The 11,915-nt window shown below is 62.7% G+C and carries 13 protein-coding genes, 1 pseudogene and 1 other annotated feature; of the genes and pseudogenes, 1 reads left to right on the top strand and 13 read right to left on the bottom strand.

Going from position 1 to position 11,915, the window contains the following annotated elements; all coding sequences use genetic code 11:
• From CUC44_RS20085 to CUC44_RS20030, 12 genes are all read right to left on the bottom strand, one after another.
• A partial coding sequence (locus CUC44_RS20085) for an SAM-dependent methyltransferase (RefSeq protein ID WP_100861633.1) occupies positions 1 to 868 on the bottom strand: 868 nt, incomplete at its 3' end.
• Entirely contained in the window at positions 868 to 1,605 is a 738-nt protein-coding gene (locus CUC44_RS20080) for a DUF1365 domain-containing protein (protein ID WP_100861632.1), read from the bottom strand. The genes CUC44_RS20085 and CUC44_RS20080, both read right to left, overlap by 1 nt.
• Positions 1,602 to 2,852 carry an NAD(P)/FAD-dependent oxidoreductase gene (locus CUC44_RS20075; RefSeq protein WP_100861631.1) on the bottom strand — a complete coding sequence of 417 codons (1,251 nt, stop codon included), beginning with the start codon at positions 2,850 to 2,852 and terminating at the stop codon, positions 1,602 to 1,604. Before CUC44_RS20075 ends, CUC44_RS20080 begins: the two co-directional genes overlap by 4 nt.
• 14 nt (positions 2,853 to 2,866) lie before the next feature.
• Entirely contained in the window at positions 2,867 to 3,583 is a 717-nt protein-coding gene (locus tag CUC44_RS20070) for an SDR family NAD(P)-dependent oxidoreductase (RefSeq protein ID WP_100861630.1), read from the bottom strand.
• The gene (locus tag CUC44_RS20065; protein WP_100861629.1) at positions 3,580 to 4,008 is read right to left on the bottom strand and encodes a nuclear transport factor 2 family protein; all 429 of its coding nucleotides are present in this window, start codon (positions 4,006 to 4,008) and stop codon (positions 3,580 to 3,582) included. Before CUC44_RS20065 ends, CUC44_RS20070 begins: the two co-directional genes overlap by 4 nt.
• Position 4,009: 1 nt before the next feature.
• Positions 4,010 to 5,470: a deoxyribodipyrimidine photo-lyase gene (gene phrB / locus CUC44_RS20060; protein ID WP_100861628.1), complete on the bottom strand. Its 1,461-nt coding sequence runs from the start codon at positions 5,468 to 5,470 to the stop codon at positions 4,010 to 4,012.
• Positions 5,467 to 6,336, bottom strand: a complete 870-nt coding sequence (locus CUC44_RS20055) for a MerR family transcriptional regulator (RefSeq protein ID WP_100861627.1) — start codon at positions 6,334 to 6,336, stop codon at positions 5,467 to 5,469. The genes phrB and CUC44_RS20055 overlap by 4 nt, the downstream gene beginning before the upstream one ends.
• A 68-nt stretch (positions 6,337 to 6,404) precedes the next feature.
• Positions 6,405 to 7,364 (bottom strand): YbgA family protein, encoded by a 960-nt coding sequence (locus CUC44_RS20050; protein WP_100861626.1) that lies wholly within the window; start codon positions 7,362 to 7,364, stop codon positions 6,405 to 6,407.
• Between the two features lie 158 nt (positions 7,365 to 7,522).
• Positions 7,523 to 8,152 (bottom strand): autotransporter, encoded by a 630-nt coding sequence (locus CUC44_RS20045; protein ID WP_100861625.1) that lies wholly within the window; start codon positions 8,150 to 8,152, stop codon positions 7,523 to 7,525.
• A gap of 326 nt (positions 8,153 to 8,478) precedes the next feature.
• Positions 8,479 to 9,027: a DUF3157 family protein gene (locus tag CUC44_RS20040; protein ID WP_100861624.1), complete on the bottom strand. Its 549-nt coding sequence runs from the start codon at positions 9,025 to 9,027 to the stop codon at positions 8,479 to 8,481.
• Positions 9,028 to 9,121: 94 nt separating this feature from the next.
• Positions 9,122 to 9,994, bottom strand: a complete 873-nt coding sequence (locus CUC44_RS20035) for an adenine nucleotide alpha-hydrolase family protein (RefSeq protein ID WP_167388968.1) — start codon at positions 9,992 to 9,994, stop codon at positions 9,122 to 9,124.
• A gap of 127 nt (positions 9,995 to 10,121) precedes the next feature.
• The gene (locus CUC44_RS20030) at positions 10,122 to 10,721 is read right to left on the bottom strand and encodes an HAD family hydrolase (RefSeq protein WP_100861622.1); all 600 of its coding nucleotides are present in this window, start codon (positions 10,719 to 10,721) and stop codon (positions 10,122 to 10,124) included.
• 182 nt (positions 10,722 to 10,903) lie between these two features.
• Positions 10,904 to 11,026, top strand: a sequence feature (Phe leader region).
• A gap of 38 nt (positions 11,027 to 11,064) precedes the next feature.
• On the opposite strand from CUC44_RS20030, the pseudogene CUC44_RS20025 reads away from it, so the two are divergent.
• A pseudogene (locus tag CUC44_RS20025) lies at positions 11,065 to 11,778 on the top strand (chorismate mutase); the annotation flags it as partial.
• Here the strand turns inward: CUC44_RS20025 and CUC44_RS21450 are convergent.
• Complete coding sequence (locus CUC44_RS21450) at positions 11,712 to 11,900, bottom strand: prephenate dehydratase domain-containing protein (RefSeq protein WP_425266331.1); 189 nt, start codon at positions 11,898 to 11,900, stop codon at positions 11,712 to 11,714. The pseudogene CUC44_RS20025 and the gene CUC44_RS21450 overlap by 67 nt on opposite strands.
• Positions 11,901 to 11,915: the final 15 nt, after the last annotated feature.

The following is an 11,915-nucleotide window of genomic DNA, read 5'->3' as shown; positions in this document are numbered from 1 at the left end:
GGATAAGCAAACGGCCGCCGGGTTTGAGCAGGCGAGACAACTGTCTGAAATAGTCCGGTAAAAAAGCATGACCCACTGCCTCTATCATCTCGATGGAGACCAACTTGTCGTAGCGCCCCTCCAGCTTGCGATAATCCTCCAGCAGCAAGGTGATGCGTTCCTCGAGCCCCGCCGCCGCAATCCAGTCGCGGGCATGGTCGTGCTGGGCCTGGGAGATGGTGGTGGTGGTCACCCGGCAGCCATAGTGGCGGGCGGCGTAAATAGCCAACCCGCCCCAGCCGGTGCCGATCTCCAGCAGATGATCATCCGGCCCCAGCGCCAATCGCTCGCAGATGGTTCTGAGCTTGGCCTGCTGCCCCTCCTCCAAAGTGGCATCCGCAGTCGGGTAAATGGCGCTGGAGTACTGCATGTGGCTGTCGAGAAAGCCCTGATAGAGGCGGTTACCGAGGTCATAGTGGGCAGCTATGTTGACCCGGGAGCCGGTCAGGGTATTGCGGCTGCTCCAGTGGCGCAGCTTGTTGAGCGGCAGACTGAGCCAGCCAAAGCGCCGCTCCAACCGGTCGAGCAGCGCCATGTTGCGGGCCAGCAGCCGCACCAGGGTGACCGGATCCTGACTGGTCCAGAGCCCCTCCACCCAGGTCTCCCCCGCCGCTATGCTGCCACCCAACAGCAGGCGCCGGTAGAAGGCAGGATCCAGCACCCTCACCTCGGCCTGCAGATCCGAGCCCGCCACCCCGAAGGTCAAGCTTGCCTCCCCGTCACGCAATACCAGCTGGCCCTGTTGCAGGTGGCCGAGCAACTTGATCACCAGCTGGCGAGCGAGGCGATCGAGTGAAGAAATCGGGGTTGTGGATTGCACCAGTTCCATTAGTGAGTCTCCGGATGAGTGAACAGGGGGATCCGCTTGATAAACAGCCTCAGCGCCTGCCAATAGATGCCGAGCAACACCCGCAGGGTCATCCAGGGCCAGCGCAGCAGCAGGGCACAGAGCCCGCGGCGGGACAAGGGTGAGCGGGCCAGCGCCAGGGTGGCGTCGAACAACTTGGGATCGCCGCTCTGGGGATGGCTCTCGATGTGAATGAGGGTCTCTTCCCTCGGTGGGCGAATGCGCCAGTGATAGCGCATGGCCAGCGCCATGAAGGGAGAGACGTGAAAATCCTTGTCGTGGGGCATCAGTGCCGCCAAGTCCAGCAGGTAATAGTGGCGCTCGTTCCAGGGGGTGTTGGAGACCTCGGCCAGCAGGTAGCGGGCCTCGCTGCCCTGATAGCAGAAGTAGAAGTTGACCGGGCTGAAGTAGAAGCCGAGGCAGCGCACATTGCCGAGCAGCAGCACCCGATCTCGTCCCCCTTCCCCGCCGAGGGCCGCCACCTTGTCCCACACCGCCTGCTTGAGGGAGCCCGTCGTGCCCCGCAGATAATCGGTGCGACGAAACGAGAGCAGGCCGGCGCGCTCGACCCCGAGCCAGGGGCCCAGCTGCAAGTCGGACAGCTCATCCAGATCCAGCCCCAGCATGAACAGGGAGTAAGAGAAAGCATGGGATCGGGGGGCGAAGCGACGATGGCGCACCGCCCCTTGCCAGAGACCGCTGATGAGAGTGGCGCTCATAGCTCGGCTCCGAAGCGGCGGGCCACATCCAGGGCGCTGCGCACCCCGTCCTCGTGAAAACCGTTGTACCAGTAGGCGCCGCAGAAGTGGGTATGTTGCCGCCCGCAGATCTCCTCCCTCTGCCCCTGCGCCGCCAGCGCCCCCTGGTTGAACACGGGGTGATGGTAGACGAAGCGGCGCAGCACCTTGCGCTCATCCACCTTGCCGACCGGGTTGAGGCTGACGCAAAACTCGCGGCCAGCCTCAAGCCCCTGCAGGATATTCATGCTGTAGGTCACCAGGGGCCTGGCCTGCTCGTCGCCATCGAGCTGATAGTTCCAGCTGGCCCAGGCCTTGCGCCGCGTGGGCAGGGCGGTGGCATCCGTGTGCAGCCAGACCTCGTTGGCCTGATAGGCGATGTTTCCTAGGATCTGCCGCTCCTGCACACTGGCATCGGCAAGCAGGGCCAGCGCTTGATCGCTGTGGCAGGCGAGGATCACCTCATCGAACTGCTCCTCCCCCCGCGGGCTTTGGATCTGCACGCCACCCGCCACCCGCCGGATCCCCTGCACCGGGCAGGCCAGGCGGATCTGCGGCTGCCAGCCGGCGATGAGGGGGGCTATGTATTCGCGCGATCCCCCGGGGATCACGTACCACTGGGGGCGATTGGTGACGCTGAGCAAACCGTGGTGATCGAAGAAGCGCAGAAAAAAACCGAGGGGAAAGGCGCGCATGTCCGCCAGGGTCGATGACCAGATGGCCGCCCCCATGGGCAAGATGTAATGGCGGGCGAAGTAATCGCTAAAGCCCCCCTGTTGCAGGAAGGCTCCCAGGGTCGGCTCGGCATCCTTCGTCTGTGGCGTGGCCAGCCAGCGGCGAGCCTGCCGGTTGAAGCGCAGGATCTCGGCGATGAAGCGATAGAAGCGGGGGCGCAGCAGGTTGCTGCGCTGGGCAAACAGGCTGGCCAGGGAGTGGCCGTTGTACTCAAGCCCAGCACTCTTGACCGAGAAGCTCATCTCGGTGGGTTGGCGGGCCACTCCGATTTTTGCCAGCAGCTTCAGGAAATTGGGATAGGTTCTGTCGTTGAACACGATGAACCCAGTGTCGATGGCATGACTGCGACCATCCTGGCTGATATCGACGGTGGCGGTGTGGCCTCCCAGCACGGGGGCGGCTTCAAACAACTGGATCTCATGGTGCCGGTGCAGCAGATACCCGGCGGTCAAGCCGGAGATCCCTGAGCCCACGATAGCAATCCTTCTCTTCATACTTGGCATCCTTGCTAAGTGAGATGGCGGGCCAGGCGCAGCCAGAGGCCCACGGGAAGCGCCCCAAGCAGGCGCAATAACAATATGAAACGAAACGGGAAATAGATCTGCTGCCGACCGGCTGCCAACCCCTTCATGATGAGGTAGGCCGCCGTCTCGGCGGGCAGCAGGCAGGGCATGGGAAAGTGGTTGCGGGCCGTCAGGGGCGTATCGATAAAACCGGGCCGGATCAGGGTCACCCCTATACCGGCCCCTCGCAGATCGAGGCGTAAAGTGGCCGCCAGATAGTCGAGGGCCGCCTTGGAGGCCCCATAAGCCTCGGCCTGTGGCAGAGGCAGCCAGCTCACCGCCGAACTAACTATGGCCAACCGCGACCCCTTGCCGAGCAGAGGCAGGAAGGCGGCGAGGGTATGGCCTGTGGCCACCAGGTTGGTGTCCATGATCCGGGCAAACAGGGCGCCATCGAACTGGTGGGCATCCTTGATGTATTCACAGCCCCCGGCGTTGAGGATCAGCAGATCCAGCGGCGGCAAGCCGGCGGCCGCCGCGGCGGTGGCATCCCCATCGCGGGCATCGAAACGCAGCGCAGTGACCCCGGCGTCCGCAAGCTCGGCCAGCCGCCCAGCGTCACGGCCGCAGCCCCACACCTGCCAGCCCGCTGCTTGATAGCCAAGCGCCAGCTCGCGGCCAAGGCCAGAGCTGGCGCCGGTGATGAGCACCCGCCCGCTCATGCGCCCAGCCTTGCGCGAATGGCGCGAATGAGGCGCCCCAGCAGGGGCAATTGTTCGTAGAGCATGGCTCCGAGATCGAAGTAGTCCCGATGCAGGCATACCTTGCCCCAGGCATCGAATTGCAACCGGGTGGCCCCCTCGACCCGCACCGGCTGGCCCCTGGCGACCCTGGGATGGGCGAAGGTCATGACCCAGCTGAGCCAGGCCTCGTTGCCATGTTGTTGCTGGCTCACTATCTCGAAGCGGCAGTAATCGAGCCGCTGATAGAGGGAAGCGAAATAACGCGTGAGGGCCGCGAGCCCCTCTATCCTGTGGGCCGGATCGATGAAGATCACCTGCTCCGCATAGATCTCCGGCAGCCGGTGCAACTGCTGCCTGTCGAGCTGCAGATAGAGAACGATGAAGTGGGCCAGCGGTTCGTTCATCCTACTTTCTCTCCAATTCCTGGAACATCTCGATGGCTCTTATCCGTGCAGCGGCATGATCCACCATGGGAGCCGGATAATCCTCTATCCCCTGCTGTACCAGCCACTCATAAGGCTGATGCAGCAAGGCAGTCGGCACATCCTTGAGCTCTGTCACCCAGATACGGATAAAGCTGCCGTCGGGATCAAAGCGCTGACCCTGGGTGGTGGGGTTGAACACCCGAAAATAGGGGGCCGCATCGGCGCCCGTGCCCGCCGCCCACTGCCAGCCGCCGTTGTTGGCGGCGAGATCCCCATCCACCAGCCGGCTCATGAAGTAATCCTCCCCGAGCCGCCAGTGCAGGTGCAGATCCTTGGTCAGGAAGCTCGCCACTATCATCCGCAGCCGGTTGTGCATCCAGCCGGTGGCATTGAGGCAGCGCATGGCCGCATCGACTATGGGATAGCCGGTACGCCCCTCGCACCAGGCACAGAGCGCCGCCGGATCCCAGCCCCAGGGAAGAGATCTGGTCTCAGGTTTGAAGGGCAGGTTCATGGAGAGGCTCGGCACCAGCATCAGTAGGTGGCGATAAAATTCGCGCCAGATGAGCTCATTGAGCCAAACAAAACCGGGTTGCGCCTTGGACTGGGGCCGATAGCCGAGCCTCTGCTGCAGGGCCGCCACGCACTGGCGCGGGCTGATGATCCCTGCCGTCAGATAGGGGGAGATAACCGAGGTGCCGGCCAGGGCCGGGAAGTCCCGGGTCTGGCCATAGTCGAGTACGGCCTCCTCCAAAAAAGCATGCAGGCGGCGCCGGGCTTCGGCCTCCCCCACGGGCCAGCGCGCAGCCTCCTCGGCCTCTCGCCCCGTCTCCTCCACCAGTCCGGTCTCGGCGAGTTGCGTCCAGGGCAAGGGGGCGCCCCGCGGCGCCGGGGCGCGGTGGATGACGAAGCCATCCTCCTCCAGGGCCTTCAACCAGGCACGGCTGAAGGGAGTGAACACCTTGAACATCTCCTTGGAGCCGGTCAGCACCCGCCCCGGCGGCAGCACGCAGCAGCCGTTGAACCAGTGACTCTGGACTCCCTGCCCTTGCAAAGCTTTGCTCACCGCCAGATCCCGGCGCTGCTCATCGAGCTCTATGGCCTGATTGGCGTAGAGCTGACGCACCCCGAGCCGGCTCGCCAGGGCGCCGATCTCGGCCGGCACCTCGGCAAATGTCTCGACCCGCAGCAGGTGCAAACGGATGCCCAGCGCCGCCAGAGATTTCCCCAGCTCATCAACCTGGGCCAGCAGGAAACGCTGACGGATAGGGGCCATCTTGTGCGCTCGCCACTGCTCGGGACTGATGATAAAGAGGGCCGCTACCTCCTCCTGCTCACCGCCGCTCGGATCCCCGCTGTTGCCACCTGGCGTGGCACAGGCATGGCGCAGGGCCGGGTTGTCGGCCAGACGCAGATCGTTTCGAAACCAGACCAGCCTCATGCCTGCGCCTCCCCGTCCGCTGACGATACATCGGGGCGTGGCGCCTCGTCAGGCTCGCTCGGCAGGCTAAGCGACCAGGCCTGCTGCGCCAACCAGGTATCGTCATAGAGGGCGCCAAGGGGCCCGAACAAGCGGGTTCCCTCGGGCCAATGGCTGGCCAGCTCCGGTTTGCCCAGACCCGCTCCCAGCAGCACCAGCCAGCGCTCGGGCACCCGCCCTCCTAGCAGGGCCGCCCCCCTGGGATCGCAGGCGCCGAGCAGATGTACCTCGTGGCCCTGGTTGATCAGCTCATAGGCATGCCAGTGCAGATCGAGGGGGCCGACCTGACCCCAGCTCGCCAGACAGACTGGGATCCCCTTCTCTTGCTCGATGAGATGGCGGCCGAAATGGGCCTGCAACCAGCTCAGCCAGAACCCCTGCAGCAGCTCGCCATCGGGGCGCTCGCGCCACAGGCCGAGCAGTCTGTCCAGCAGCGGCTGCAACACACGGCCGCGCACCAGTTCAAACGGATAGCTGGTGAGCAAGTCCTGCAGCATGGCTTCGGCCTTGCGCTGATGAAAGGCGAGCACCACCTGACAGAGCTGCTCCAGGGTCTGCTGCCAGTGATCGCTGGGCAGCTCGGGCTCGGGTTCGCTCAGCAGCCCCTTGACCTGACCTATGCTGACCCCGCGCTCCAGCCAGCTCAGGATCTCGCCTATCTGGCGGATGTCCTGCTCGCTGTAGAGGCGGTGGCCCTTGTCGGTGCGGGCCGGTTGCACCAGCCCATAGCGGCGCTGCCAGGCGCGCAGGGTCACGGCATTGACCCCGGTCAGGCGGGAGACGTCGCGGATGGGATAGAGCCCGGTGTCATCAATCTTGTCTTGCATGGATAGTCCGTTCGATAGGTGCTGGCCGCGGCTTGCGCGGCCATCGGAAGCGTCGGCCTCACCACGGCTCATAGGCCATACCTGAGTCTGAGCGTTTCCGGATGAGGATTAAGATAGACCTGTTGCGCCAGGTAGGGATTGGGAAATTCGCACAGGTAGTGGCGAAGCAGGGTCAGGGGTACCAGCAGTGGCACTATGCCGAGCCGGTACTTGTCGATAGTCTCGGTCAGCTCCCGCTTCTGGGAGGGGGTCAGCACCCGCTTGAAATAGCCCTGCAGGTGCATCAGCACATTGGTGTGGCCGCGTCGGTTGGCACGCAGGGTCAGTGCCGTCATCAGCCCCTGGATATAGCGCTGGGCCGTCTCTTCGAGCGACCCTTGCCCCAGATCCGCCAGCAGGCGGCCGAGGGCCCGGTAGTGGCCGGTGGCGTGGGAGAGCACCAGATACTTGTAGCGGGAGTGGAACGCGATGAGGCGGGCGGCACTGAGGCCAGAGGCGCAGAGCTGCTGCCAATCGTGATAGGCAAACACCCGCAGCACGAAGTTCTCCCGCAGCACTGGGTCGCACAGCCGGCCATCCTCTTCCACCGGCAGCAAGGGGTTCGCCGCCATCAGGGCCTGGGCAAACAGGCCAATCCCCTCCTTGGCACCGCCCTCGCCCCCCGGCGCCTTGTCGTTGGCGGTATAGATGCGCACCCGCTCCATGCCGCAGCTCGGCGACTTTGCGCAGAGGATGTAACCGGAGAGAAAATCGAGGCGCCCGGCCTGCTGCTCGCTGAAGGCGATGAGCCGCTCGGTCACATCCAGGCTGCCATCCCGGGTCTCGGCACGCAGCTCGCCATGACGCCTGATCAGGCGAATGGCGGCCCGGGGCGCCCCCAGACCGATGGCCATCTCGGGGCAGACGGCATGGTAGTCAAAGTGGGCACCCAGCTCCCGCTCGCAGAAGCTGGAGCGCTTGTGACCCCCATCGAAACGAACCGCCTGGCCGAGCAGACAGGCACTGATCCCCACCTTGATCTTGTACATACATGTACCTCGCGTATAACTATTTGTTCAGTTATAGCAGTTGTACAAGATAGGTAAAGATGTACAAGTTTAAATGGGCGAAAAAAAGCGGACAGGCATAAACAAGAAAGCCCATGGCCGAAACCATGGGCAAAACCAAGACACTACAGGAAGGAAGATCAGAAGCTGTATTTCACACCCAGGCTGGAGATGGAGCCCTGTTGCAGATCCCAGTGACGGTAGGTGTAGTCGGCGGTCAGCGCCAGGTTCTGGGTCAGCTTGTAGGCGCCGCCCACTTTGAAATCGTGCATGTCGTCGGTCATGTTGGCGTAGCGATAGCCGGTGGAGAGCTCGACCTTGCCGAGGTCATAACGCAGACCCACTTCGCCGTACAGGCTGCCGCTCTGCTTGCGGGTGATGTTGTCCCAACCTGAGTCGTTCACGTTGTTGGCCAGCTCGCGCTCCATGCTGTAGCCCATCAGACCGGTTTCACCGTACAGGTTCAGACCAGTGCTGAGGGGGGTGAACACACCCATACCCAGGCTGGTGGTGCCCATGCTGTCGTTGCCGCTGTTGCGGGAGGTGTACTCGGAACCGAGACGGCCGTAGAAGTTGGAACCGAAGCTCTTGGACAGGTCCAGGCTCATACCCGCGAAATCACGGTTGTTGCTGTCCTTGCCACCGACGTAGTCGGACTTGGTGTGAGCCCAGGTGACTGCGCCCTTGGCGTAACTGAAGGCATCCTGTGCGAAGGCGGAGGTGGAAGAGAGACCGGCCAGAACCAGGATTGACAGTGCGACTTTTTGCATGTGATTGACTCCATTAGTTGAGCTAGCAGGGCGCTAACTGGTATGGGGTCATTGTGACGGGCAAAGGGGGGAGTGCCGAGCGGCAAGCTGTTGCCAAAGCATTGCAGATGTAAGCAAATATTGCAGGGGGTTACCGGTGCAACAACCCGGAGACAAAGGGAGCCTTGTGGCCCCCTTGCTAGCCCCGGTCGAAGCCCACTCAGGCGCCGGGGGCTGGCCTCCCTAGCCTGATGGTGACACTGTGACAGCGGTTTATCGGAATCAGTTCCTGTTTGGCGAAATATTTCTCTACCAAAGTACCAAACGGCAGATAAGGAGCGAACTCCTTAGCGGAATTCCACCTCGTCTATCTGCACCCGCACCAGCGGCTTGCTGTTCAGCCCGGCGGGACGCGCCAGCTCGATGGCCCGGGAGGGACGCTGCTCCCCCTTGCGCAGATAGGACTCCGGCAAGCGGTTCTCGCCGGCCCAGAAGCGCACTTGCTGGCTGCCAAGCTGGGTGCCCTGCTCGCTGAACAGGGTGACGGTGCCATTGACCCGCACCACGTTGCGCGTGCCGCTATTGCTCAGCTTGAAATGCAGCAGCAGGGGATCATCCCCTTCCACCAGTTCGAGTTTGACGTTGATGCCATCCCTGGTCGCCTGGGAGAGCATGTCCGGATTGGTCAGCGCCTGCTCGGTCAGCACGGGGGCGACCACGGCCCCGGTCGCGACCTCGGCCGGGGTCGCCGGCTTGACCAGCAGATACTCCCAGGTGAAGTCATCGTTGAGCTGCACCTGGCGTCCGTCCGGCAGGGTAACCTGGGTCAGGGGGGCGGCCTGCACCAGCAGCGGGGAGAGGCAGAGGGCGATCAGCAATCGGGACAGGGGTTTCATAGGCTAGTGGCTCGATAGAGAAGCGAAGGGCGTCAGTATAGAGAGTCGGGCGGTCCTTGCCTATGACCCGCCTCACGTCCTGCCCTTGCGGCCCCTAGATAACCAGGGCCTGGGGATCCTCTCCCGTCACCATGTCCAGGGTCACCAGATCGAAATTGGTGCTCTTGAGCGCCTTGAGGATGCTGGCCTGCATGTCGAAGGCGCGCGCCCGCATGCGCTGGGGTACCCGCACCCGGGCCAGGGTAGTGACCCGGTCCGCCAGGGTGTGGAAGAAGACCTGCACCCCGTCCAACCCCATGTCGCACAGCATCTCCTCGGCCATGTCCACCATGCGCAGATGATCGCGATCCAGTGACCCCGGGTCGGCGAAGCGGCTGCTCAGGCAACCATTGCCGCCGTTGCCCCACAGATCGAGGCGCCGCTTGTGAAAACCGTAGCGAAAATCCCGGTCCGTCATGCCCTGATCAGCGAAGCACCAGATAGTGTTGGACGGCAGGCTGTCGAAGCGCTGCAGGTAGCACTGCTGCTCCTCGGCGGAGGCGGGCAGCAGGATGGGCTGACGGCCCCAGTTGCTCTCCAGCGCCGTCAATTGGCAGACGTAGCGGATGGGATCGATCACCTTGCCAGGCAAGCCGGGATAGTTGCAGATGAGGATCTCGTCGGTCTTGATCACCTTCTGCTCTATGCCGTAATGGCGGCAGTAGCGTCTGGCCCGTGACACCGCCTGGCGGCTGAGGGTGGGGTTGTCCAGGGTGATGGCCCGCACCTTGATACCGCTCGCCCGGCACAGGTCCATGCTGTAGCAGGACGCCAGCCGGCCGGAGAAGGAAACGATCAGCTCACCATAACCGGCCAGGGTCTCGATGAGCCGTTGCTCCCTGGCTTGAAAGGTCTGATCGTATCCTTGATTCAGCACGACAACATTGGCATCCATTACAACTACTCCGGATGATAAATTGGATACCATTTTGTGGTTACAAAGCTGAATAGACCCTTAAAGAATAAGGATAAAACCGTTTTTTATTTTAAATAGATTCAAGTGAGATGCATTTTAGCTGAGTAATAGCACCATGGACGATCGGCTCAGCCCACCATCAGATTGGTAAAAATTTCTGCTCAATCATGTATTTGCGGCACATCTTGGCGTCGGTGAACAGCAAACCCCGCAGCCCGAGCGCCTCGGCGGCGGCCACGTTGGCCGCACTGTCGTCGATAAACAGGCACTCCTCGGCCTTGAGATCGAACGACACCAGCAGGTAGCGATAGATGTCCGGCTCCGGTTTCATCATGCGCACCCGCGCCGACACCACCTTGCCACTGAAGAAGCGCCAGAACGGCTGATGCTGCTCCAGCCAGTCGATGCTGGCATGCCCCATGTTGGAGAGCGCATAGAGGACGTGACCAGCGCCGTGCAGCTCTTCGATGAGGCGTACCATGGCGGGATCCGGCAGAAGCGAGGCGGGTACCGCCTGCAAGATGGCGAGGTTTTGCGCAGCAGAGAGTCCGGTACGGGCCTCGGCCTGGCGCGCCATGGTGTGCAATGACAGAGTCCCCCTGTCCACCTCCAGCCAGTCCGGGTGGTTGAACAGCCGATCCGCCAGGATCTCTGCCTCTGCGGGCCCCATCACTGAGCTCACTATGGCCACCGGATCCCAGCTCACCACCACCCGTCCCAGATCGAAGATAATCGCCATCTCTCGCCTCCTGATCGTTTGCATTCATAGCGCTTGTTACATTGATAGCAAGGGGCCAATACGGCTCTGATGCGGCCCCGCTTGCCTGCTCCATACCCTGCCCCCTTCACCGGTCACGGGCAAGTTTTACTTGCATCGAACGTCCAAATCCCTTAATGCTTATGGCGTTACCTCAAGGACACACCCATGCACGCATCATTCTTCTTCGTTTTCTCGTTTATCCGGCCCACATGAGGGAAGGCCCTGTCGTCGCATGAACAGAAAACAAAGACGAATCGAGCCTCCCCTAGCGGAGGCTTTTTTTTGCACTCACCACCACAGAATACTTGGATAGGGAACCACAATGGCTACGCTCGACGAGATCAGACAGGACATAACCCAGTTGGATGAGGAGCTGCTCGCCCTGCTGGCCAAGCGCAAGACCCTCAGCATCGAGGTCGCCCGTGCCAAACAGGCCAACCCGCGTCCCATTCGCGACACCCAGCGCGAGCAGGATCTGCTGGTGGCCCTGATCCAAAAGGGGCGCCCCCTCGCCCTGGATGCCCAGTACATCACCCGCATCTACCACACCATCATCGAAGACTCTGTGCTCTCCCAGCAGGCCTATCTGCAGAGCCTGCTCAACCCGGAGCAGCAGGAGCCCATGACCAGCGTGGCCTACCTGGGCCCGCGCGGTTCCTATTCGAGCCTGGCCGCCCGCAAGTATCTGGCCCGCTACAAGGATCAGGTGATCGAGGTGAACTGCCAGAACTTCCGCGAGGTGCTGGATACGGTGGAGTCGGGCCGCGCCGCCTTCGGGGTGCTGCCCATCGAGAACACCAGCTCGGGCTCCATCAACGAGGTGTACGACGTGATGCAGCACACCACCCTCTCCATCGTCGGTGAGCTGACCTACCCCATAGAGCACTGCATCCTGACCGCGGTGCCGACCGATCTCGCCCGCATCAAGACCTTCTACGCCCATCCCCAGGTGTTCCAGCAGTGTTCCCATTATCTGAGCAAGCTGGAAGGGGCGCGCCACGAGATCTGCGACTCCTCCTCCAGCGCCATGATGAAGCGGCTGTAGTTCTCTTTCTGGTTCGCGAGCTGCTCGGCCAACACGTCCAGCCCATAGAGCTCGCCGCCGGCGGCGCTGCCGATGGCGGCCGCGTCCGGGCTTGCCAGCTCCTTGACCTTCATCATGGCGCTGGAGGA

Origin of the sequence: Aeromonas lusitana (assembly GCF_002812985.1) — a bacterium.
GTDB lineage: Bacteria > Pseudomonadota > Gammaproteobacteria > Enterobacterales > Aeromonadaceae > Aeromonas > Aeromonas lusitana.
Note: the sequence above shows the minus strand (reverse complement) of the source record. Positions and strands in the feature narration are given on the sequence as shown.

Bases quoted from the DNA above. Each gene is read 5' to 3' on its own strand.
- CUC44_RS21450 (WP_425266331.1), bottom strand. From the start codon at position 11,900: ATGAAGGTCAAGGAGCTGGCAAGCCCGGACGCGGCCGCCATCGGCAGC.
- CUC44_RS20030 (WP_100861622.1), bottom strand. From the start codon at position 10,721: ATGGCGATTATCTTCGATCTGGGACGGGTGGTGGTGAGCTGGGATCCG.
- phrB (WP_100861628.1), bottom strand. From the start codon at position 5,470: ATGAGGCTGGTCTGGTTTCGAAACGATCTGCGTCTGGCCGACAACCCG.
- CUC44_RS20055 (WP_100861627.1), bottom strand. From the start codon at position 6,336: ATGCAAGACAAGATTGATGACACCGGGCTCTATCCCATCCGCGACGTC.
- CUC44_RS20080 (WP_100861632.1), bottom strand. From the start codon at position 1,605: ATGAGCGCCACTCTCATCAGCGGTCTCTGGCAAGGGGCGGTGCGCCAT.
- CUC44_RS20035 (WP_167388968.1), bottom strand. From the start codon at position 9,994: ATGGTATCCAATTTATCATCCGGAGTAGTTGTAATGGATGCCAATGTT.
- CUC44_RS20065 (WP_100861629.1), bottom strand. From the start codon at position 4,008: ATGAACGAACCGCTGGCCCACTTCATCGTTCTCTATCTGCAGCTCGAC.
- CUC44_RS20070 (WP_100861630.1), bottom strand. From the start codon at position 3,583: ATGAGCGGGCGGGTGCTCATCACCGGCGCCAGCTCTGGCCTTGGCCGC.
- CUC44_RS20040 (WP_100861624.1), bottom strand. From the start codon at position 9,027: ATGAAACCCCTGTCCCGATTGCTGATCGCCCTCTGCCTCTCCCCGCTG.
- CUC44_RS20075 (WP_100861631.1), bottom strand. From the start codon at position 2,852: ATGAAGAGAAGGATTGCTATCGTGGGCTCAGGGATCTCCGGCTTGACC.
- CUC44_RS20050 (WP_100861626.1), bottom strand. From the start codon at position 7,364: ATGTACAAGATCAAGGTGGGGATCAGTGCCTGTCTGCTCGGCCAGGCG.
- CUC44_RS20045 (WP_100861625.1), bottom strand. From the start codon at position 8,152: ATGCAAAAAGTCGCACTGTCAATCCTGGTTCTGGCCGGTCTCTCTTCC.